The sequence below is a fragment of the Alteromonas sp. Cnat2-8 genome, assembly GCF_022348355.1.
In the GTDB taxonomy this organism is placed as follows: domain Bacteria; phylum Pseudomonadota; class Gammaproteobacteria; order Enterobacterales; family Alteromonadaceae; genus Alteromonas; species Alteromonas macleodii.
In genome coordinates, this window is the sequence record NZ_JAKREX010000005.1 from 435,263 (window position 1) to 457,765 (window position 22,503).

A 22,503-nucleotide genomic window follows, 5' to 3' on the forward strand; every position below is an offset into this window, starting at 1 on the left:
ACCGAAATTAACTTTTTCCTTTCAACCAGTCCCAAAGCCCCAGTGAAAATCCTTCGAAAAGGTTTATTCCTAACCAACTTTTGAGGATATAAAGAAGTACCAAACCAAGTATTAACGATACGCAGAAAAAAAGCGCAACAGTTGCTGCCATAGCAATTCTGCCAATTCTACTTTCAGTTCTGGATAAATCTCGTTTATCTGTTCCAGCTAACAGTACGAAATAATAGCGGCTGCGTAGGAGGCTAATGGTGCCCCGAACATCCACTTTATGATTACCCCAACGTCTTCCCGCAAGCGCAGTATTTAAATGAGATAATTGTTCATCAGAGAATGAGTCAGCTACTTTTTTCGGCATACGCTCAAGCATGTGTTGAACGTTGGGCTCTTCTCTAACGGGGCGTTTAATTTTTAAAACCACACTGCGTCCTTTTACGATAAAACGATCGAGAAAAAATTGAGTTAAGCAGTTTATCTATGTGATTGCCTTCCCATAGAAATATCTCTGCTTAGCGCTCCTAATGCTAAAAGAACAATAAATATAGCCGTATTTGCTGGTGCTTGTAGAGGGAAATCCACACTGCTGTGCAAAGCCATGCCGATAGTTGCCATAATACTTGCAAAAGCGGTGCCTCTGGGTAAAGGGTGGCGTCTATTTCGAACGGCGCTAAGAGCATTTTTAATACACAACAGCACTAGCAGAGCAAGAACAAAGGCACCTACGACACCAAACTCAATGCTAAATTGAAGATATTCGTTGTGTGCGTGATCGTAAAAGTGCTGAATACTTTCACTCTGAAATTGAGGGTAAACGGTGTAAAAAGTTCCACCTCCGGTACCTATTAGTCCGTATTCACCTAATAGGGGGAGTGCGTCTGTTATTACTTCATCTCTACTTTCTTGTGCGAAGTTTGTTTGTTCTAAGCGCTGTTGCACTTGCTTGAGGCCAAAAAGACTACTGACTAACAAAATATCGATAATCAGCATGCTGATAAACAAAGTGATATAGCTTTTTTGACGGGGCTTAAAGTAAATCAAGCCAAGCGTGGCTGTAATTGTCATGGCTATAAAAAAAGCGCTATTACCCATTCGAGAACGGGACATGACTAACGCAATCACCATTATAATTATGCCTATTCTAAATAGTACTTTGTTACTTAACCAAAACTTCACCAGCCTTCGCAGCCTTTCTCGTTTACTGGTGGTGTTGTCTTGATGCAAACTCGCTATCAAATACCCGATTGCGGCACTCAAACAGAGCATTAGAAAATTTGCGTAATGATTCTTGTAAATATAGCTGCCAGTCGCGATGTGCGAAACCGGCTGTTTGAACACCAGGCTGTATTTAATACCTGAAAGTACTTCTAGTGCGCCGTAGATAGCTTGAAATATGCCAGCTGCGCTAATGACTATAAGGGTGTATCGTAAACGCTTAGCTGAATTGATAAGGGTTAATGCGATGAAAAATAGAAAACAATAGGCAAGAGATTTGAAGAAAGTTACGTCGCTCTGGCCTACATCAAAACTCAAAGATAGCCACTTTGAAGTGACGTTCTCTTGGTTACCCCATTGCTCACTTAAGAGGTAGCTTACACGTTCAGGTCTTATTGCCTCGACCAGCGCAAAGGGTAGAGGAACAATATTGATAAGCTGCCAAGCAAGAAAAATAACCCAAAGAATAATGAATGTTCGATATTTTGTGTAGAGTTGATGAAGTAGAGAAGTGTTTAGCAGAACCAAGGTGCCGCCAATTGAAAACAGCGACATTTGCATCAGCGCCCACGCCCACGGGCGGTTTGCGCCCAACGACAGAGGAAGCCAGAACAAAGTGAATAAAAGAAAACCGAAAAGAAACTTTTCGGTTTTCAGAACATTAACCATAAACAACTACAACAAAAATAGTTAAAGTTTAAGCAGTTACGTTTTGGTTAGTTGGCAGAAATTGTTGTATCACCACCACCTGCACCCGCTGCCCCAGTACCGACACCAAGCGGAGAAAACGTATTGCCCGTTCCACCTGCTGCAGTAGCTGTTAATGTGCTTGGATCTACACCAGCATTAATAACTGCTAGCAGTGCATCGTCTTCACTAATTACCTGCATTTGAAGAGCGATATTGTAGATCTCGCTGGCACTCTCAGGAAACATTAAAACAGTAATCGTTATGATTTGAGATGCTTGATCTGGAAACTGTGTAAATCCAGCGATGGCTAATTCGAACCCTGTGGCATTTTCGTTAAGTAAACCTACTAAAGATTCAAATGAATCTTGGTTGTCAGATAAATACGCAGTGCCTGCAGCATCGAAGTAAAGACCTTCATTGATTACAGTCTGACTAACTTGATTTGCGGCGTCTTGTATATTCGCTCCGTTATCAAGTTCATTAACAAGTAACGTTCTTACTTGAGTGCCCGGTGCGCTATTTTCTTGCGCTGAAGAAACAGGCGTTAGCACAACCAGTGCAATCAAAAGTAGAGATAAAATAACGTTGCTACGCATAGCTTATCCTTTTAAATAAAACGTCGGGTCAGCGTCTTGCTAACACCATTAGTAATCATTGTATAACAAATAAGCGTGCTAGGTCTTCACTTTGTTATACGACTTTTCGGCTAAGTAACTTAATTTTGCCAAAGCGTAGGCTTTGCGAAATAAAAACCTTGCTGATAAGCAACGTCGAGTTGAGTTAATGCCACTGACTCTGCTTCGTTCTCAACAAGCTCAGCAATTACGTTGATTTTTAATCCTCGAGCTATGCTCAACAAGCTACTTACAAACAACTGATTATCTTTATCTGTGTGAATATCTTTCGTAAGCTTGCCGGAAATTTTTACAAAATGAGGCTGAATAGCCCTCAATCCTGCAAGAGATGCAAGATTTTCTCCAAAGTGCTCAATTGTTACGCGGCAGCCTAATGTCATTAGAGTCTTGCAAAAAGATATGGTGTCATCTTTATGGTGAATGAGTGCTGAGTCTTCGAATTCGAACACCAACTTAGTGCAAAGCGCCGTGTTTTGGTTCAATTGTGCAACTAGCCAGGTTCTGAAATGGGAATTAGCTAGAGATGCATTTGCAATATTAATGGCCACATCACATTTTGCCTGAGAAAGCTTTTTAAAAACGAGGGTTGCTACCAACTTATCGACCTCTGGAATAAGGTTCAATCGTTCTGAAGCGGGGATTAACTGCGACATTGGTATAACACTGCCGCTTTCTTTGTCTTTGAAGCGTGCGAAAGCCTCAAAATATGAGGGAGTGTTTTCTGCAATACTCATGACGGGTTGTATCAGCATGTCAGCGTACTGTTGCTCCAATATCACATTAAGCCTTTCTCTCCATGCAGTATTACTGTGTATATGAGAGAGTTCTGAAGCAAATTGCCATCCATTAGCTTGTTTAGTTGCAGCCATAAGCGCGCTGTCAGCATTTTCCATAATTTCGGAAAAAGACTGCTTATCGCTAAATTGCGCCACACCCATCCACACCGAACGATTTCCGTCTTTGAGAGGATTGCAATGTACGAGAGTTTCACTTAAATCTTCGATTTTATTCGAACATTCTCTCTTTGATATTGCTTCAGTGACTAGTGCAAAGTCGGCGCCTGATAGCCTGAATAAGTGTGTAGTCTCAGCTGACTCTTTGGAGAACTGCTTAAGAATGTTGGCAACTGAAGTAACGTAATTGTCGCCCTCTTGGGCTCCGAGAGAAGTATTGATAGCGTTGAGGTGCGCTAATCGTATTATAACTAAATAACCTTCATCTGAATGGGCTGTCGAACTTAATAAAGCGTTCATGTGACGAGTGAAGGCACTTCTGTTTTGAACGCCCGTAAGGCTGTCTTCGTACGCTTGCGCCTTGAAGTGTTCTGCTTTTTGGGAAAGTTCTTTAAACATCCCTTCTACAGATGAAGACAGCTTATTCACCGCTTGAGTGATAAATGTAAGCTCTTGGGTAAATGGCTTATAGTTTATTTGAGAAAACTTTTGGTTTTGAATGTCATTAATCTTGTGAACCACGATTCTAAGTGGTTTTGTAATAGCGGTAATTATGAAAAGCAACGCGATGTAGGCTACAACGAACGCGGTAAAAAACATAAAGGCACTTTGTTTGACACTTTCATAAAGCGTTTCATTTGCAAGCCCTGGGTGGCTTTGAACGGTTAGCTCCCCGGCAAGGGTCCAGCCATCGTTTAATTCAGTTCGTTGAACGGGGGGAGTGACTTCTACTAAATTAGTGAACCACGCAGGCACTGAGTCTTGAGTATTTGGGTTTTTACGCTCAATCAGTAAATTACCTTCCATGTCAGAGACCGTAATATACTGATAGAAACCCCTGTCAAAAATGGCATTTACCATAGTCTCCGCAACGATTATTCCGTTGGGTTCGCCAATGTAAGGCGTGATGGAAAGGCCTAAAGACGTTGCTGTATCTTGAGCGTGAGTCGCTAGTTGCTCGTTAACATATTCTCGAGTTAGCTTTACATTTATAATGAAAGAGCCAGCAAATACTAAAACCAAAAAAATGGCTAAGCTCGTACTTAATTGGGTAGATAGTTTCATTCTTTTTCTTTATCTCCGTACATTACGCGGTCTAGTCGCTCTACCATGTCGTCCCACATTTTCATTGGGCCACTACCTCTCAACTTGCGGCCTGTTCCCATCGCTTTCGCAGCCCACAATCCATTACCATTAAAACTGTAAATAGGGGATAAGTCTCTGCGCTTATTCGCCGGTAAAATTCGCCGATTAATATTGTCTAAAACTAAAGGTACTGAGGTAGGCGTTTCATAATAAGCTAGCACCATGTGAGGTTGACGTAATTCTAATGCCGTTACATACATAAGCCTTAATTGACTTTCTGGTACACCTAGCTCAATGAGTGAGAAATATTTCGCAATGGTGTAGTCTTCGCAGTCGCCTGCGCCAGTGGCAATAAACTCTATCGGGGTGGCCCAGTAGTCCTTTTCGTTCCAGTGAACAAGATCGTCAACAAAATCGAACCGGTTAAAGAAGCGGTTGATAGAATAGAGTTTTTCATCAATCGCCTCTTGTTGTAATTCATCGATCAGTTGTCGCCAATCAGCAACATCTTCGGCAGCGTTACTGCCATATACGTCATTTATGCGCTTATAAACCTGCTCGGTAAAGACCGTTTTTTGTTGAGCAATACCAGACGCGACGACAAATACGCAAGACATCATGATAACGCCAGCGCGAAAAGCAGTAATTAAACTGCGGAGTTTGACTGGGTTCTGTGTTCGCGTGACGTAGCGTTCTTTTTGGTGCAAGCCGTGGATACTTTATGCAATAGATTAAGGCGAATGTAAAAAATGTTTCACTACAACGTTGTACGCTGTCTCACCTGTGATTGCGTTATGATGGCAAACTTGGTGATAACTTGAAAGGTTTTTGCTTAACTGAATTATCTTTTACTCAAAAGTGATCATAATTGGCATAATTCGTGTTTCTTATAAGCTAGGTAAATCATGTACCGCCCTCGAAAGCTTCGATAAGCACTTGCCATCAATTAGCATTGAAGGGCGGAAACCATGTACGAATATCAATAACACCTGATATCATTAGAACTGCTTGTAGTTTTATTACAACGAAAAGGAACTTTCATGAAGTACTCAGCGCGTCCAGCGGTGTTTATCATAAATTCACTTGAAGGCGGCGGCGCTGAACGAGTCATGGTTAAACTATTAACCATAATGGAATCTTATTTCGAGGAAAAAACGATTCCCGTCCATCTTATTCTTTTGGATGACCTCCCTGAATCTCATCAATGCCCGGCGTTCGTTGATAAAACTATACTGGACTCTCAGGGGAGCCTAGTCGAGGGTTATCGACAGCTAAAGCCTGTTTTGGAAAAGATCGCTCCTGAGTATGTATTCAGTTTCTTAACGCGAAGTAATTTTCTAAACGTCGCGCTTTCTAAGCGTTTAGGGTTCAAATCAATTATTAGTGAAAGGGTTAATACTACCAGCCATCTGTCTGGTGGCTTAAAGGATAAGGTAAGCCGATTACTTGTTAGGTTGCTATATAATAAAGCCGATAGCGTAGTGGCTGTTTCTGAAGGTGTAAAAGCCGATTTAATCCAAAATTATGCAGTGCCGAAAGACAAAGTAGCTGTGTTATATAACCCCTACGATATTGAACAATTGAAGGAACAGGCCGCGGAGAGTGTATTAGACCTCCCTGCTAAACCTTACATCATTGGTGTAGGGCGATTAGTAAAGAACAAGAATTTTTCACTTTTAATCCACGCTTACGCTAAAGCAAATATCTCAGAAAACCTTGTTATTCTGGGAGTAGGTGATGAAGAGCTTAAACTGAAAAACCTCGCAATAGAGCAGGGGGTAGGTGACAAAGTTCATTTCTTGGGGTTTAAACCTAACCCATACCCTTATGTAAGCAGCGCCGAATTTTTTGTTAGCACATCAAATGCAGAGGGTTTTCCCAATGCCATCGTTGAAGCAATGTGCTTAGGGAAAGCCGTAGTCGCTACTAACTGTGAATCAGGTCCCGCTGAAATTCTTGCTGAGAAATATCCTTATCACGTGTCTGGTGCTAGCGAAGAGAAAAACGGTATTCTATGTGAACTCAATAACGTTCAGGGTGTTTGCGGCGCTTTAAAACTGCTCGAAAACGACAGCGTTCGCTCTTCCTATGCAGCCAAGAGTAGAAGCTGTGCACAGCAATTCTCTTACCAAGCCTTCCAGGAGAAGGTGGTTGCAATAATAGATAAGGTTTGTAAATAAGCATGTTCGAAGGGTTAAAAGTTGTCGTTGGCCTGATCAGTTTCATTCTGGTGTATCGTACTGTCACTGGCAATTGTAATAAATATCTAGCGTTTGCGATTTGCGCAATATGGCTAAGGTTTTTCTTGGCAGCATTTCATACGATTACGTATCCTTCTCTTATCGCAGGTTTTTCTATTAATGCACTTTCCAGTATTTCTGTTGCTGGGTTAGGGCTTTTCTTCCTGCCGTTTGCTGTTTTTACTTTGAGGAAGTTACTCCCCTTTTATTTTCTGTTTTTAGCCATTGCTATAAGTGGTTTTGTGAATATGCAGATTCCAGGAACCATCAATGTCTTAGTAAAATGGTGTTATTTCCTCGTTCTAACTGGAGCCATTTTCTTATCAGTTAGAGCTCAAGGTCACAGTGTCACATTTAAAAAATTATTAGTGTGTTTTTTTATGCCCGTTGTGATGCAAGTATTGTCTATTGCATTAGGCGAGGTGAAAGCAACAGAAAATGATGGTTCAGCGAGCTATATCGGTGGATACAATCATGAAGCCGCATTCTCAATGATAATCGTGAGTTTTATTTTTGTTCTAGGACTAACTGAGAGAAACGCTATTAAGTTTCGAACCTCACTATTCACCGTTGCAGTTTTTCTCCTTATATTGGTGAATTATAGAACAGCAATCCTTACAATCTTGCCCATTGCGGCCGTGTTCTACTACTCATTGGTTGAACAAAGATTAAAACCTTCACAAAAGGCGCCAGTTTTGACTGTGGTGTCTATGTTTCTCATTTTTGTATTTGTCGCGCTTTCGTTTACGTTAAGAGAACGATTTGCCGACGTTGGGACATTGGCATCAAATTTAGACTTAATATTCAAAGCTCCTGCGTATTTCAGTGAGGCTGAGAAAGATATTATGTCTTCTAGAGTTTACTTGTGGAGCCAATACATTAATGCGCTTACAAACTCAGACTTACTTAGACAATTAATAGGTTATGGGCCTGAATCGTGGAATGGTGTTTTTAAACACTATGCTCATAACACATACGTGTCTTATTTTTACGAATACGGATACATAGGATTGTTATCGTTTTTGTTTCTTTGCTCGTATTCCTTGATTGTCACAGCTGGTGTGAAAGACAAGCGATTATCAAAAATTTTACCATTATCTTTAATTGGTTTTCTGACAATGAACCTAGCTACGATGCCCTTATGGAATATAGAAGGGCTTATATTCTTCGCAATTTTGATAGGGGTATCTCTCGGAAATACGGCTCCTGCAAAAGCACGGTACAGTTTTAGAACCCAACTAGCACTATTAACAACTACGGATTAGTTTATGAAGATTTGCGCAATTGGCTTAAGAGGTATTCCAGATGTTATGGGGGGGATAGAGTCTCATTGCCAACAGCTTTACCCTAAAATGGTAAAGCAAGGAGCTAAAGTGACTGTGCTTGCTCGGTCGCCGTATGTGAAAGAAAAGCGATTTAACTTTGAAGGTGTTGAAGTTATTAGCGTTTGGGCATTAAGGCACAAATTACTAGAAACATTTCTTCATACGTTTATCGCAATTATTTACGCAAGACTATTTGTGAGGCCCGATATCGTGCATTTGCACGCTGTAGGCCCCGCTATTTTTACGCCTCTAGCTCGCCTGCTTGGCATGAAAGTCATGGTTACGCACCATGGTGCAGATTACGACAGGCAGAAATGGAGCCCGTTTGCGAAAAAGGTGCTTCGGTTTGGTGAAAAAATGGGGATTGTGTATGGAAATAAAATTTTAGTTGTAGGAAGAACACTAACAGAGCGACTCAAATTACGTTTTCCTGAAGATTCTGACAAAATTCAATACGTTCCAAATGGTATGTTACCGAAGTTTGCGGAAGATGTTTGTGATTCTTATCTACCAAGAGATCTCGGCTTACAGCCAGGTAACTACGTACTCGCAGTAGGTAGATTAGTTCCTGAAAAAGGGTTTCATGACCTTGTGCAAGCGCACAAAAAGTCCAAAGTATCCGAGCCACTAGTAATTGTCGGTGATGCAGACCACATCGATGAATATGCATCAACTCTGCTAACAAGTAGGTCTGAAAAAGTAATCTTCGCAGGTCGACGAAGCGGTAGTGAACTACATGCATTATTTAAATACGCACAGGTATTCGTTCTACCTTCTTATCACGAGGGGCTTCCTATAGTGGCATTAGAAGCAATTAGTGCAGGCACGCCAGTCTTGTTAAGCGATATACCGCCGAATAAGGATATAGAGGCCAAAAGCGATAGCTATTTTCCTGTGGGTGACACCGATAAGCTATCGAACAAACTTAATAATCTGACGAGCTTAGATTTGAATCTAAATCAGCAAAGTTTTTTATCCCGATTTGATTGGGGAAATATTGCTGAAACAACTGAATCTATAGCAGAGCTTATCGTACAAGCTAAAAAATAGATCCAAGATTTTGATATAGGTAAGTGTAATGGCATCCCATGCGTGAGGGGGTGTTAACAGAGAGGCAGAATGGCAAAACCATTAGTTAGTGTAATTATACCAGTTTATAACGATGAAAAACGCATTATAGATTGCGTTACATCTGTCTATGAACAGAATCAATTGAATTTTTCTTTGGAAGTAATTGTTGTCGACAATGGCTCTACAGATAACACGTTGGAAGTAATTGAGCGTGAACTCAAAACTAAATACGAAGATTTAGTTGTGGAAACATGCGAAGTTCCAGGTTCATATGCAGCGCGTAATAAAGGTTTATCAGTGTGCAATGGGGATTTTACTGCTTTTACTGATTCGGATTGTATTGTTTCGAATAATTGGGTAGAAGCCAACCTCACGCAGATTAAAGGGAAAGAAGTAACTACAATAATAGCTGGTGAAGTGAATTTTTTTAAAGAGAAAGGAAAATTTACTGAGCAAAGTGCTATAGACTTTGAAAGTACTTTTTCAATGAAACAAGATGAAAACGCTAAAAATGGAAAATGTATTACAGCAAATTTCTTCTGCGACAAGAAATTTTTCGATTCTGTAGGTGAATTCAATTCTAAATTAAAATCTGGGGGGGATGTAGAAATAAGTCAGCGTGCTGTAAGAAAGGGTGGAAAAGTAGTATTTAACCCTCAGGCTTCAGTCAATCATCCTTCTAGAAATGTCCATGAATTGATTGTTAAACGTAAAAGAATCATAGGTGGGAACTGGGAGACAAATTTAAAAAGCTCGACAGTTTTAGACCGAGTCGCTTTTTTAACTAGGCTTTTAAAAATGTTTCTAGGGCGTGGAAAAAGCGTTCTCTTTAACTCTAACCTTACTCTCCGCAGGAAGGTAGATCTAACTTATCTGCTGTTCCAGATCTGGGTAACTAGTAACATTGAATTCTTTCGCCTTCTATTGGGCAAAGAAGCTAATAGAAGTTAGCTTTAGTGGCTAACTTGGTCGCAATCTTTAACTCTTTAAGTTTTAACGGAATAACTAAATAATGAAAGTTTTAATAATAGGTAATCATTCGTGCGGCAATAGGGGTGATGGGGCGATACTTCGCGGTTTAATAGAGGAGCTCGAGAGGAACAATAAGGGTATTGATATAGATCTTATTTCTCGTTTTCCCATCAGTTCAGAAATATTGCTAGGACGAAAGTTCGAAAACGATTGGTTATACAGATATAAGAGTTATTCAAACGGTATAAAAGGCAAAATTAAGAGTAAACTTTTTAAAAATAAACTATTTCAGCAGCTTTTTTCTTCAGCCAAAAACGCTAAGGCCGAAGAAAACCTACCTGCTGAGTTTAAAGCCTATATAAATTCACTAAAGAAATATGATTATGTGATCCAAGTTGGAGGCTCTTTCTTTGTCGACTTGTATGGTCTAGGCCAGTTCTTTCATGCTTTCTGCGCAATGGCGGCGAAACGACCTTTGTTAATGCTTGGGCATTCAGTAGGGCCTTTTGAGAATCAAATGTTTTGTGAAGCCGCGGAGTTGGTGTTTTCTAAAGCTAAAATACTTGGTTTACGAGAACCAGTTAGCAAATTCCTTTTAGAAGAAAAAATGCCGCTTCCTGAAGGTTTTTTCGAGGGTGCTGACACTGCGTGGTTAGTGGCTCGTAATAAAGTAGTATTAGAAAACCAAGCCCTGAACGAGTTTGTGGAAACTGCAAAAACAGTAGCTATAACTTTGAGAGAGCTTAAACCGTTTGACAAGAGGTTGGGCATAACGCAAGAAGAATATGAAAATGCCTTCGGTTTTTTGTGTAATTGTCTTATAGATGAAGGGTTTAATATTCTAGCGTGCTCTACCTGTACGGGAATAGAGGGGTATCAAAAAGATGATCGTATGGTAGCGTTTAGAGTAGGCAAACATGTAAAAGATGCTAACAAATTTAAAGTTGTTATGGACGAGCTAAATGATGTTGAATTAGGTAATCTCCTCAGTAAATGCGTGCTCACTGTAGGAACTAGGCTTCACAGCGCTATAATATCTATGAACTTTGGTACACCAGCATTTGCTTTAAATTACGAGCACAAGTCTGAAGGCATAATGAATCAACTCGGGTTAAATGACTTCGGCGTCCCATTGGAAGAGCTGATGGATGATACTTTAAAGCAGAAAGTTTTGAACGTTTTAGCTGATGTTGCTGAATGTAGAGAAAAAGTAGAAGTTGCGGTAGAAACAGAGCGTAATAGAGCTCGTGAAATGGTCGCAAATGCATTGAAATAAAAACGCTTGCTGTCTGCTTTTTTTACAGAAAATGGTTAGGTCTTGCTAAGTTATTAAAAATGTTTGATTTTTTATGTGGCATAGTTATTGTATGACATCATGTGCATTTGCTATTCAGCTTAATATTTTGTCAAAGGATGTAAAATGAAGTTTTTTTTAAAAATTGCGTGTGTCGCGACGTTGTTCCTTGTTGGTAGTGCTAACGCCGTTTTTATTGATTTTAACAATTATACTGCTACAGAGTATAGTAACCAGTTTAAGTCAGGCACCGCGACGGTTGATAATGGTGGAAGTACATTAGCTTTAGACGGAAATCTATGGGTTGATATATTGGTCAACACAACACTGACAAGTACGTCTATCTTGAATTTTTCATTTGAAGCAAGTGGGTTAAATGCAGAATTGTATGGAATTGCTTTTGACGTAAACGATAATTTTTCAGTTTCAGCGATGCAAAATTTTGCATTTATAGGTGGGTCTCAATCTACATTATACCCTACTGCGAATGTTCTTTCTGATTACGAAAGCGGTGACGGAATTGTTAATTTCTCAATAGATATCGGTAAATACATAACTGGTTCATTTAATCGTATAGTCTTCATTCTTGACAATGATGAAAACTGGTCGGGTTCAGTAGCTTCATTTTCGAATGTTGAAATATGTGACAATATTTTGGTCTGCCAATCTTCTTCAGTGACCCAAGTAGCCGAACCTAGTCATATTGCCTTTGCAGGCTTAGCGATCATGCTTGTGGGTGCGTTAAGACGTAAAATTAAAAGCTAGACATCACCTTTAATACAGAAAAAAGCCGCTCATTTAGCGGCTTTTTTGTGAATGCGTGTCCTGACCTGAATAAAGTTGTACTTGTCTCACCTTGCAAAAGCATAGACGTATCCGATAGTAATGGAATATTCATGCCGTCTTCCGTTCAACCTATAATGCTTTGTAAAGTTCGAGCCTGGCCGATATTGCGTTTTACTCTAAACTGCTAAGCTAAAAGCGCTAACGCGAGATTATTCGTCAAGTGATTTACGAAAGAGTTCACTGTTTTTTGAGAAGTGTGCTTAACTCTTGGCCCAATTTTTTAGAATTAAACTCATTTTCAACTTTTTTCCGTGCCTCATTCACAATATCTTTTAAAGTATCACTGTTTGCTGCGTTTTTTATGGCTTTTGCAATAGCTTCAGCGTCATGCTCTGGGACTAAATATCCGCTTACACCATTTTCGATTAGTTCAGGAATACCACTGTGATAGGTACTAACAACTACTAAGCCAGAAGCCATAGCTTCCATTAAAGCTACCGGGATTCCTTCCATATCTCCTTTGCTATCTACTACTGATGGCAACAAAAAGATATCTGACTTTTCCAGGCTCTTTTGGACGTAATCTGGCGATTGAGCGCCGTGAAAGGTGATACGATGATCTACACCAATTGTTTTACTAAGTGTTACAAGCTCATCTTGTAATGTGCCACCACCTATAATATCTAAATGGAAGTCGTCAGATAAATAGTGCATTGCTGAAATTGCATACTTGAGCCCTTTCTTTTCTGTTGCTCTTGCAACACTAATAATACTAATGGGCTTGTTTACAGGCTTATATTTCAGTAATAACTTGTCAACATCTACACCCATTCGCAAAACTCTTATCGATTCGCTGTTAGCTCCCCATTGCTCTAACCGTTTTTTCCAAAAATTGCTTATTGGTAATAGCGTACTATCTTTTGCGAGGTCGACGTATTTGTTTTTCCAGAGTTCTATATTTTCATATTCACTAATCTCGTAACCATGAAAAACTGTGTTTAAATGGCCAGATAAAATGCCCGAGTTTTTCAGCGCGTTAGCGATAACACCGTTGTTTCCGAAGTGAGCGATAATACTGTCAGCATTAAAATTCTTTGACTTATTTTTCCAAGAAGTAACTGCGATTTCGTAGGCTAGAGTTATTTTGCTGTTTTTCATAAGGTGAACTACTAAATCAGCACATGGCGCTAATTTTTTTTCATAAGTTCGAGATAAAATCAGAAATTTTGCTATGAACATCAGTTTAAAGGGTTTCTTCACTGATTGAGCACCCTGTGGGCTAATAAAATGCGTCCTAGCTAAAAGGTTGTTCCGTTCTAATGACGCTAAATGAACAGTTTCTTTTTCTTTATAGAACGAAACTATCTGGACGTCGAAACCATTATCGATTAGGGAATTTACTTGATCTATTACAAAAGTCTGCGAAAGAATCGGAAACTTTTTGACAAAAAATATAACTTTTTTCAACGAAACTATCCTTTTTTTAATCGAAGAAGGCCATCTCTAATAAATGAAATGTATTTAAAGCATAGGAATGATACTAAGAGCGTTACTAAACCTACTATGCTTTCCCGCACTAGAAAGGTATCTATAGTTACGTTTAAGAAAAGCATTTTTAGTAATATCAATGGAATCAGCAGCAGAAAAAATGGAATCGTCAAACTAAGTAAAATTTTGGCCAATGGGATACTCAGAACTTGTCCCACAACCAACTTGTTTGCAGTAGGTATAACTAGTAGCTGGAATATTATCAGCGCTACAGCAAGATGAATCACACCGAAATAAGAGGAGCAGTATATAACTGCAATATTCGGAATCATAATACCAAGGTTCCAATAGAAGTTTGCCTTAGTTTTTCCAGAAGAGAGAACGATTGGACCTATCAAGTTACTAGAACCTACTCTAATAAACCAAAAAGCCCCCAATAAGGATAGAACTATGTATTGCGAGGCGTACTCATCACCGAGTAACAACGAAGCTACGAGGTCAGAAAAGAGAATGATTGGTACATAGAAAAATGCCAATACAAATGATTGGGCGCCCATGAAATCTAAATAGGTTTCTCTTAAGCGATTTGCATTAGATTGTAACCCTGCAAAAGTTGGCAGCGCTACCTTATTCACTATTGGTTGTACTGCCATAGCTGGCCGACTGGCCAATTGCTTGATAACATGATAAATGCCAAGGTCGTTAGCGCTCAATGTAAGTGACAATATGAGGACATCTAGTTGACGTCGAACGATATTTAAAGTTTGCGTTCCAAATTCAAAAGCACCGTAGTTGAGTGCTTCTTTTATAATAGCTCTTTCAAAAGACGGGCTAAAGTTTACGACTTTACTGAAAACGATAATCAAGCCTATAAGTCTAAAAATATAATAACTAATATACGATACGAGTAAGCAAAAAATTTCTAGTTCGGTGGTATTGATAGCAATTAAAAAAGAGAGGGATTTGGCTGTTATTTCAATTTTTGCAACTTTATCATGTGAAAATTGCTTGAGTCCAATAGCTTGGTATTGAGATGACAGTGCTGAAAGTGGAAGCAAAATTGCAGCTAACTGCATTGGTCCTTCAAGGATAGGGTAGCCAAGTAGTGAAGTAAGCAATGGGCCTGCGCAATAAAAAAATAAAAATGCTGCAATGCCACTACAAGCAACCATGAGAAAGATAGTATTGGTGCCACGTTGACTTATTTCTTTTTTATATATTACAAATGAAGATATTCCGCCCAAGGCCATAGCAGTGAATACTTCGATAGCTAAATTAACAACAGCGAAATATCCATACGTAGAAGGCTCGATATAGCGGGTTAAAATTGAAATTTGTATTATTGTTAACAGAATAGTTACAATTGTTGCGACGGTAGTCCATTTAGTTGCTTTAACTATCCTGCTCATAGAATGTCAAATCCTTTCATATACTTCTTTCTAAATTGAATTTTTATAGAGTTATTTTGTAGCCGGTTTTAGAAATTGCTATGGGGTAAATTTATTTAGCAATAAGCATGCCTTAATTTTTTGCTATGTTAGTGAGTTTTAACTGGGCTTATACCCAGCGAATATTCCACTGTTATTAAAATTTCCAATAGTTGTTATGGTATCACCAATTATTGACTAAAAATTTAAAATTATAACTGAGCCAAAAAGGAATGTGCTGACGGTAAGACAGTTTGTCGAGTAAAGGTTAAATACTTTCAAATAGAAATTTTACTGTATTGCTGCTCTGGTGGTAAATTCATGAAGATAAATAGATGTCATTAGATTGAAGAAAGCACACTACTACCATTGAACAGCCGGTCTACCCGTGTGGAAGCCATTAATCCACATTAATGTGAATCAAGAGTTACATTTGGGATAGTTCGACAGTTGAACAAATCCATTTTCTGCCAGACATTATATGCTATTCAAATAATCTTTATCGCTTTGAAAATCGCTTTATCCCTGTTTCGCCAGCTTTCGACATCATCATTATCCAGTAAAAGAATTAGATAGTTCACTTTACCTTTCACGTATTGCCCAATAGGAAAAGATATAGCACTAGATTTGGGCGTAAAGGAGTCTTCACCTCTAATTCCCCATGCTTGCTTACCAAAAAACTTAACCACTCTAGAACTATTTAAATTAGTGTCCGTTTCAAAGCCAATTCCAACTACCTCTGGGTTACCCTCTACTTCAAGCTCCAACTCTAAAACAGAGTTTTTGGTTAATGTGTAGCTAATAGGGAACATCTGCCAGTTATTACCGGTTAAAGTTACGGTATTGTTATCGGAAATGGTAGTCGTCCCATAACGAAATTGCTTAGGAAAGCCGGTGTACTCGATTTCGCCTGCTTTGAACTCCCACACTGTTGGCGGTTGCTCTACAGCGGCTTGTAAGGTTGACTCCGAAGAAAAGTTAGGAATTTTAAATTCTTCCGATACATATAGAGTAGGTTTGGGTACGCTTTGCAGTGACTCTATGTATGAAAAGTCGTCGGAGTAGGGGTGTTCAACAACGTTATCTAAATTAAATTCGTATCTTGCATCGGCTGAATTTTCGTTAAAACAAAGATCGTTAGTGCTTGTGCTGCCAGAGTAGTTTTCTTTATCAAAAATGCAGTAGCCAACTGAATAGCCAGTATTTTTAGTAAATATAATATTGTTTTGTGTGGTAACCCAAAATGTTGTGTCGTTATTCACTTTTGATGCCGCAATACCGTTACGCTCGACGTCAATAACATTTTCGAAAACAAAGGTTCTCCCCGCTGGTTTAGATATTAGCCCGCCAGCTTTGATTGCAGTCCACTCTTTACCAGTTTCATCACCTAAATTGTGTATGTAGTTGTGAAAGATATAGCTAGGGCCTAAAGTATTCGGCGCTATGCTTATTCCAGCATAACCTTGCTCCATTTCATTGTCGTAAACCAACACGTTTTGTTGGCCGCCATCTATTTCTATTAGATCGTCATTTGCATAAGCTAGGTAATTGCCATAAATCGCTGAGTTTTTAACGAAACCACCACGTCTTTCGAAGTTTTTTCTGCCCTCAATAACATCGTTAAACCTATGATCTGGCGCGCCGTAAAAGCGATTGTTTCTAACAATAAACTCGCCTCTGTAAGCATCGCTATCATGATATGCCCAAACTTGAAGTGCGTTTGCACCTTTTGGGTGACCGGCTGCCCAGCTATTTGCACCTAAGTTAGGGCTATGTACCTCACACTCTTCAATTACGGCAATACCACTCCGCTCTAGGTAAATACCGGAATCGTAATTGATAGGAGAGTTATTAGTGGTGCTTGAATAGGCAATACCATCCCTTATATCTACCGCTTCTCTACCATAACCAGAAACATTGCAGCCCTTAATCCATATATGGTGCGCTTTTTTTGCAAAAATGCCGTAGCGCTGGCCGCCTTTAACTGTAAGGTTCTCTAGCATTACGTATGAATTGTTACCAATATCCACAGCCGCAAGTACATCGCTGCCAGCTTCAATAACGGGGCCATCACCAATGATTTTCGCGTAGCCATCTGCGCTGCCTTCTATATTTAGAGCTTCTAAATCCAGTTGGCCGCCAGAATAAATTTCTGAAAGGTAATAGATTTTATTTGGATCGATAGGGGGAGTATTGGGCTTTGTAGTTGTTTGAAAGGAATGTTCAACTATATCGCCATAAGAATCCGTAATCGTTACTTCTATATGATATGTAGTGTTTGCTTCTAGGTACACTATGCTTCCAGCGAACGACCCGTAGATGGGCTCCCATGCTAGGTCTAACCCTTCACGCCAATAAGTATCATCCTCGGCTCTAAACTTAACGGTGGCAGTACTTTCTTCATCTTGGCCGTAAATAACTAACCCGATCGAGTTAATAAGAGGGGTAGCAGTATCTTCAAACCCAGAAGCTGATGCGGCAAAAACTATTGAAGGGTCTAACCCTGCTGTAATCGCCGACTCGTAAATATCGTTTTTGCTTAAGCCAGAGTAAGTTGAAATTATTTTCATCCACTTTGCAGTATCGATAGGATACAAAGCAAATAGGGCGGAGGCTTGATTAGCGGTTATATTGGCGAACCGCGCTATCTTTTCACTTTCACTGATTGATGGGTTAGGTGAGAACACATGTTGCTTATACAACTGGGCTATCTCGTCTTCGTACTTTTCAACAAGGGTTGATAGGTTTTTCGGGCCCTTGTAATTAGCTAGTAATGAGTTTACGGCATTACTGTCGCTAATATTAGCATGAACATAGCTATACAAAATATCACCGGGTTGGCCGCCCTTCGTATAACTTTTATCATTTTTGTTCATGGTTGCACAAGAAAGCATTAAAAATGATAGTAAACCAATTAAAGTGATGCGAAAAATAGTTGGCTTCGAGTTAACAGAGTGCATGTTATATCCCTATAGATTGAAAATCATGAAAAGAAAATTAGGGCTGTAATAAAAGGGTAGTGCTAACGTTGTTACGTAGCAAGACGGTAGCTGGGATCTTTACAAATTTAGTTTGATTCTATTGGTAAAACCGCCTGCCTTATTCAGATTTTTTTGATTTTTGTAAAAAACGGAATCTAAATTGCTTAACCTATATAGTTGAAAATGGACTATAAATGACGTTTTTTTACAAACTCACCAATTTCAAGAATAACCTTAAAAGTCAATTTGGTATACTCGCTTGTATACCGGGCAAAGCAATTGCTTCGATGAACTAAAATGGAAATTTTATGAAGAAAAAAGTAGCCGTTATTCACCCTGAGGCAGGGTTTTCATCAAGCGGCGGGTCTCAACTCAGTGCGTATGAAATGGCGGAACACCTAGCCACATTTTTTGACGTAAAGCTTTTAAGCTCATCTAAATGTAGTGAACATAGTGTTGTCATCCCCTGTATCCCCAGAGGAAAGGTTAAAAAAGCCCAGCGAAATAAAACCATTGACTGGTTGCTAACTCGCTTTGTTTCTAATCCATCTTTGCTTATCGAGTCGCTAACTAGCTTCATAACATACACACCTTATTTAATGTTTAAGCGATGTGATGTCATTTACCCTAATAATGATTATGGTGGATTGGCGGTAGCCGCAGTAATTAGAAAACTATTTAAAACGCCCATTCTTTATACCGAAAGGGCAGGGATGGTATCGAACGGTAAAGTATTGCGTCGAAATTTGAAATTTAAGCCCGACTGCTTGGTTGTGTTTAACCAAGAAACCAAAGAGTATGTTCATTCTATAGCGCCAGAACAACGGGTTGAGATTATCCCTAACGGTGTAAACTTAGCTAAATTCAGCCCACAAGGCGAAAAATACGAGCATGGTTTACAGGGCAAAGTGTTATTAACTGTTGGTGCGTTAAATAGGCAAAATCACAAGCGTATACATTTGGCCATAGAGGCAGTGAGCCAATTAAATGATGTGTCGTTACTTATTTGTGGTGACGGCCCAGACGTACAGTACTTTAACGATCTTTGTACTCAAAAGTTAGGTGCGCAACGCTTTAAGATCGTTAAAGTTGACTTTAACGATATTCCCAATGTTTATCGTTCAGTCGACGCATTTACATTACCATCTGAAGATGAGCCGTTTGGGCGAGTGTACCTAGAGGCAATGGCAAGCGGGTTGCCTGTTGTAGCTACCGATGACTCCATGCGTAGAACACTAATAGGTAAAGCTGGCGTGGTTTGCAACGTCGAGAATATCGAAGAGTACGCAGCGGCAATAGCCACTACGTTAACAACGGACTGGGCTGGCGCTCCGATAGAGCAAGCTGCTGACTTCAGCTGGGAGAGTGTAGCTGAGCGATATGCAGACGTGATAGAGAGTTTATAAGGCTTTACCTAACAAAAACAGTGCGCCGTTAACTTCGACAACGGCGCACATGATTGTTTTGTATGAATTTTTTATCTGCCGAATTTTCGACGAATTCTATCTTTTCCTAAAATAACTTTTGCCGTTGCAAAAAGTCCTGCTTCTCGCACTGACAGTCCAATCCACCCTAACTTATTATTCTTTTTTCCTATCTGACTCAGTATTTGGTTTGCTACCCTATCGTTATAGGCCTCTTTTCCAAGGAGCACTTTGTGCTTTTTGAACGCTTTTAATCTAGGAAATACCTTTTCAAGCGGCATATTTGCTACTTCAGTGGAAATACTTACATGGCCTCGGCGATAAAAATAGATATCTTTGGGAATGTTTTTAAATACTGCGTTTTCGAGCGTAATGCGAACAAAGAAATCCCAATCCTGACTGTTTTTCAATTCTTCATCAAACATCAATTTTTTCGCCAACGATGTTTTACATGTAACGCCACTCATTCCACAAAATTTATTTCCTTTTTTAATGACGTCTGTGGTGATTGTCTCAATTGGATTGATGTGAATTTTATCTGGCGTTTCTAAGAATCGATAACCAGATGTCACGGCGTCGGCTTTCTCGTACATTGCAATATGTCGTTCTAAGTAATCCGTATCCCAAATATCGTCATCATCTAGAAACGCAATAATGTCCGATGTAGATTTAGTGATACCTAAATTTCTAGCTGCATTAGCGCCTGACGCCACAGGCACTTTGACATAAGTAAATTGTTCTTGAGGAAATTGAGCTAATACCTCTTCGTAACTTACCGTAGAACCATCATCAATGACGTATAATTCGCTGGGCTTGACAGTTTGATTAAGGACACCCGCCAGAGACTCTTTTAAATAATCTGGGCGATTGTGAGTCGTAATTACGACTGAAACTGTTTTTTGCTTAGATTGGTCTTGCATTGATTGATCCATAAATAGTTAAAGCCAAGTTCCATGTTAATTGAATATAATGTCACATTTCGTACAAGTCAGGCTACTGCACTAACATTCCACTATTTTTAGTGTTGATAATATCTTCGGCGATTAATGATGCACCATAGTTTGAAGCATGGTTATCATCGAAGTATAGGGAGCGCTGGTTAATGGTAGAAAAGCAGAATTTGTCTCCGCAGAAATAGTCTGCAGGATTAATTAATACAACATTGTCTGGGTAATCAGCGTTCTTGAAGTGATTAATTATTACTTCATTACGCTTTTCGTACCAATTACGATTCGTACCTTTAATATTTTCTAAATTACCTTTATTCATTAGCGCTCGGTCGATAAGCTTAGAAATATGGTCTGGCAGCTCAGGTACGGGGTACAGCACAAAAACCCGCTGTTTTGCAGACGCTAACTTGTTTATTGCCCTATCAATATTTTGTAGTAGTTCGACAGATTTCTCATCAAACTTCAAGTCGTCTAAGCCTGGATAGTTTGCATTAGTTCCGCCAACAAGTTGATAAGAATATCTATGAACAAATACAACGTTCTGAATGTTAGGCTCGTGCGCGATGAAGTCAATTGAGCTGTTGTACCATTTAGCACATTTAGAAAATTCATCATCTTGTCCATAAGACGCCCTACACCCAGAGAAACTAAAATGCTTTAAACTTTCATTTGTATCTTTTAATTTCTGGCCCAGTGCGTAAGCAAGCTCGACTGCGTGACTATCTCCAAATGCTGCCCACGTTACTTTTTCATTAACGAAGTATTCGCAAGCTTCTTTGGGATCTCTAAATTCATGTACGTGGCACGAATCTCTAAAAGGACTAGCTTTGACATCATCCAATAAGTTTTGATATGCGACCGGATAGCGGTCAATAAAACCGTCGGTATAATTTGAAAAGCTTCCGGTCAACGCTACCAAAACTGCAAAGATTAAAGGTTTATTTGTGAAAGCTGACTTAAAAGTACTTTCTTTTTTACTGAATTTAGTTGTTTCAATAAACCGATAACTTAGGTATCCCAAAACAATTGACAGGAGAAAACCCAATACAGCGTAAGCCTCGCTCATTTCATTTTTATGAATTACCACCACTATAGGCCAATGCCACAGATAGATAGAGTATGACCACGCTCCCAAAGGTTGAAACAATTTATTATTAAGCAGCGCGTTCTGGTTTTGATTAGCAAGAATAATTAGATAGGCACCGGCTACTGGCAGCAGTGCAGACACACCCGGCCAACTGGTACCCTCTGAAAATATGAAACAAGAGACGAGTATTAATAACACACCTATAAGCGCTGATGCTTTGCTTAACGCTTGACCCAATTTAATGGGGTATAAAAATGCTAAACCACCTACTAACATTTCCCAGGCGCGTGTCGGAAGTACGTAATATGACAAACTAGGGTTCTGTTGAGTAAGCCACGCACTCAGGAGTAAACTTAAAAGTGTAGAAACGACAATGAATACTTTTAGCTTATCGCGAGATAGCACTTTATTTAGCGCTAATAATACAATGGGGTAAAGTAGATAAAACTGCCACTCGACTGAAAGAGACCAAGTATGTAAAAGCCAATTTTCCAGAGAACTTTCAGCAAAGTACCCCGACTCGCTGTAATAAACGAGGTTTGATACAAATACAACAGATGATGCAGCTTGTTTGCTTAGTTTCGCATATTCCACTGGTGACAGTGCAACAAAGCCTATTAGCAGTAAACTGGCGCATAAAACGGCGAGAGCTGGAATAATCCGATTTATCCTTGCAAAATAGAACTCCATTAAACTGAAACGGTCTTTATCAAGCTTATTGATGATGATACTTGTCATTAGATACCCAGATATGACGAAGAATACATCTACGCCAATAAAACCCCCAGGGAGTTTTTCTTCGGCAAAATGGAAAATCACGACTGAAAGAACTGCTAACGCTCTAAGTCCATTGATGTCATATCTAAAGTGCACTGATTTGCCTCG

The 22,503-nt window shown here is 39.5% G+C and carries 17 protein-coding genes; 7 read left to right on the top strand and 10 right to left on the bottom strand.

What is annotated here, in order from left to right:
- Positions 1 to 7 precede the first annotated feature (7 nt).
- From MHN00_RS15495 to MHN00_RS15515, 5 genes are all read right to left on the bottom strand, one after another.
- The gene (locus tag MHN00_RS15495; protein WP_014976227.1) at positions 8 to 418 is read right to left on the bottom strand and encodes a hypothetical protein; all 411 of its coding nucleotides are present in this window, start codon (positions 416 to 418) and stop codon (positions 8 to 10) included.
- 50 nt (positions 419 to 468) lie between these two features.
- Complete coding sequence (locus MHN00_RS15500) at positions 469 to 1,878, bottom strand: O-antigen ligase family protein (protein WP_239301681.1); 1,410 nt, start codon at positions 1,876 to 1,878, stop codon at positions 469 to 471.
- A 47-nt stretch (positions 1,879 to 1,925) separates the two neighbouring features.
- Positions 1,926 to 2,495: a hypothetical protein gene (locus MHN00_RS15505; RefSeq protein ID WP_014976229.1), complete on the bottom strand. Its 570-nt coding sequence runs from the start codon at positions 2,493 to 2,495 to the stop codon at positions 1,926 to 1,928.
- Between the two features lie 119 nt (positions 2,496 to 2,614).
- A complete protein-coding gene (locus MHN00_RS15510) occupies positions 2,615 to 4,552 on the bottom strand; it encodes an EAL domain-containing protein (RefSeq protein WP_239301683.1) in 1,938 nt (645 codons plus the stop codon).
- Positions 4,549 to 5,280: a transglutaminase-like cysteine peptidase gene (locus MHN00_RS15515; RefSeq protein ID WP_239301685.1), complete on the bottom strand. Its 732-nt coding sequence runs from the start codon at positions 5,278 to 5,280 to the stop codon at positions 4,549 to 4,551. The genes MHN00_RS15510 and MHN00_RS15515 overlap by 4 nt, the downstream gene beginning before the upstream one ends.
- A 333-nt stretch (positions 5,281 to 5,613) precedes the next feature.
- Between MHN00_RS15515 and MHN00_RS15520 the strand changes: the two genes are divergently transcribed.
- The 6 genes from MHN00_RS15520 (at position 5,614) to MHN00_RS15545 (ending at position 12,240) form a co-directional block, all read left to right on the top strand.
- The gene (locus MHN00_RS15520) at positions 5,614 to 6,753 is read left to right on the top strand and encodes a glycosyltransferase (RefSeq protein WP_239301687.1); all 1,140 of its coding nucleotides are present in this window, start codon (positions 5,614 to 5,616) and stop codon (positions 6,751 to 6,753) included.
- Between the two features lie 2 nt (positions 6,754 to 6,755).
- Positions 6,756 to 8,078, top strand: coding sequence for an O-antigen ligase family protein (locus MHN00_RS15525; protein WP_168533417.1), 1,323 nt, complete (start codon positions 6,756 to 6,758; stop codon positions 8,076 to 8,078).
- Between the two features lie 3 nt (positions 8,079 to 8,081).
- Positions 8,082 to 9,188: a glycosyltransferase family 4 protein gene (locus MHN00_RS15530; protein WP_239301689.1), complete on the top strand. Its 1,107-nt coding sequence runs from the start codon at positions 8,082 to 8,084 to the stop codon at positions 9,186 to 9,188.
- Between the two features lie 69 nt (positions 9,189 to 9,257).
- Positions 9,258 to 10,160, top strand: coding sequence for a glycosyltransferase family A protein (locus MHN00_RS15535; RefSeq protein ID WP_239301691.1), 903 nt, complete (start codon positions 9,258 to 9,260; stop codon positions 10,158 to 10,160).
- Positions 10,161 to 10,221: 61 nt separating this feature from the next.
- Positions 10,222 to 11,457, top strand: a complete 1,236-nt coding sequence (gene wcaK / locus MHN00_RS15540) for a colanic acid biosynthesis pyruvyl transferase WcaK (RefSeq protein WP_239301693.1) — start codon at positions 10,222 to 10,224, stop codon at positions 11,455 to 11,457.
- A gap of 144 nt (positions 11,458 to 11,601) precedes the next feature.
- Positions 11,602 to 12,240: a hypothetical protein gene (locus tag MHN00_RS15545; RefSeq protein ID WP_239301694.1), complete on the top strand. Its 639-nt coding sequence runs from the start codon at positions 11,602 to 11,604 to the stop codon at positions 12,238 to 12,240.
- Positions 12,241 to 12,498: 258 nt separating this feature from the next.
- On the opposite strand, the gene MHN00_RS15550 is transcribed toward MHN00_RS15545, so the two are convergent.
- The 3 genes from MHN00_RS15550 to MHN00_RS15560 all read right to left on the bottom strand — a co-directional run bounded on the left by MHN00_RS15550 (position 12,499) and on the right by MHN00_RS15560 (position 18,052).
- Positions 12,499 to 13,728, bottom strand: a complete 1,230-nt coding sequence (locus tag MHN00_RS15550; RefSeq protein WP_239301695.1) for a glycosyltransferase — start codon at positions 13,726 to 13,728, stop codon at positions 12,499 to 12,501.
- Between the two features lie 5 nt (positions 13,729 to 13,733).
- Positions 13,734 to 15,158, bottom strand: a complete 1,425-nt coding sequence (locus MHN00_RS15555) for an oligosaccharide flippase family protein (protein WP_239301696.1) — start codon at positions 15,156 to 15,158, stop codon at positions 13,734 to 13,736.
- 506 nt (positions 15,159 to 15,664) lie between these two features.
- Positions 15,665 to 18,052, bottom strand: coding sequence for a right-handed parallel beta-helix repeat-containing protein (locus tag MHN00_RS15560; RefSeq protein WP_239301697.1), 2,388 nt, complete (start codon positions 18,050 to 18,052; stop codon positions 15,665 to 15,667).
- A gap of 413 nt (positions 18,053 to 18,465) precedes the next feature.
- Here MHN00_RS15560 and MHN00_RS15565 point away from each other — a divergent pair, with 413 nt between their 5' ends.
- Positions 18,466 to 19,563: a glycosyltransferase gene (locus MHN00_RS15565; RefSeq protein WP_239301698.1), complete on the top strand. Its 1,098-nt coding sequence runs from the start codon at positions 18,466 to 18,468 to the stop codon at positions 19,561 to 19,563.
- A gap of 71 nt (positions 19,564 to 19,634) precedes the next feature.
- On the opposite strand, the gene MHN00_RS15570 is transcribed toward MHN00_RS15565, so the two are convergent.
- Together MHN00_RS15570 and MHN00_RS15575 are read right to left on the bottom strand one after the other, a co-directional pair.
- Entirely contained in the window at positions 19,635 to 20,501 is an 867-nt protein-coding gene (locus MHN00_RS15570; protein ID WP_239301699.1) for a glycosyltransferase family 2 protein, read from the bottom strand.
- A 73-nt stretch (positions 20,502 to 20,574) separates the two neighbouring features.
- Positions 20,575 to 22,491, bottom strand: a complete 1,917-nt coding sequence (locus MHN00_RS15575) for an acyltransferase family protein (protein ID WP_239301700.1) — start codon at positions 22,489 to 22,491, stop codon at positions 20,575 to 20,577.
- Positions 22,492 to 22,503: the final 12 nt, after the last annotated feature.

Bases quoted from the DNA above. Each gene is read 5' to 3' on its own strand.
- MHN00_RS15500 (WP_239301681.1), bottom strand. From the start codon at position 1,878: ATGGTTAATGTTCTGAAAACCGAAAAGTTTCTTTTCGGTTTTCTTTTA.
- MHN00_RS15505 (WP_014976229.1), bottom strand. From the start codon at position 2,495: ATGCGTAGCAACGTTATTTTATCTCTACTTTTGATTGCACTGGTTGTG.
- MHN00_RS15510 (WP_239301683.1), bottom strand. From the start codon at position 4,552: ATGAAACTATCTACCCAATTAAGTACGAGCTTAGCCATTTTTTTGGTT.
- MHN00_RS15520 (WP_239301687.1), top strand. From the start codon at position 5,614: ATGAAGTACTCAGCGCGTCCAGCGGTGTTTATCATAAATTCACTTGAA.
- MHN00_RS15525 (WP_168533417.1), top strand. From the start codon at position 6,756: ATGTTCGAAGGGTTAAAAGTTGTCGTTGGCCTGATCAGTTTCATTCTG.
- MHN00_RS15530 (WP_239301689.1), top strand. From the start codon at position 8,082: ATGAAGATTTGCGCAATTGGCTTAAGAGGTATTCCAGATGTTATGGGG.
- MHN00_RS15535 (WP_239301691.1), top strand. From the start codon at position 9,258: ATGGCAAAACCATTAGTTAGTGTAATTATACCAGTTTATAACGATGAA.
- wcaK (WP_239301693.1), top strand. From the start codon at position 10,222: ATGAAAGTTTTAATAATAGGTAATCATTCGTGCGGCAATAGGGGTGAT.
- MHN00_RS15545 (WP_239301694.1), top strand. From the start codon at position 11,602: ATGAAGTTTTTTTTAAAAATTGCGTGTGTCGCGACGTTGTTCCTTGTT.
- MHN00_RS15555 (WP_239301696.1), bottom strand. From the start codon at position 15,158: ATGAGCAGGATAGTTAAAGCAACTAAATGGACTACCGTCGCAACAATT.
- MHN00_RS15560 (WP_239301697.1), bottom strand. From the start codon at position 18,052: ATGAACAAAAATGATAAAAGTTATACGAAGGGCGGCCAACCCGGTGAT.
- MHN00_RS15565 (WP_239301698.1), top strand. From the start codon at position 18,466: ATGAAGAAAAAAGTAGCCGTTATTCACCCTGAGGCAGGGTTTTCATCA.
- MHN00_RS15570 (WP_239301699.1), bottom strand. From the start codon at position 20,501: ATGCAAGACCAATCTAAGCAAAAAACAGTTTCAGTCGTAATTACGACT.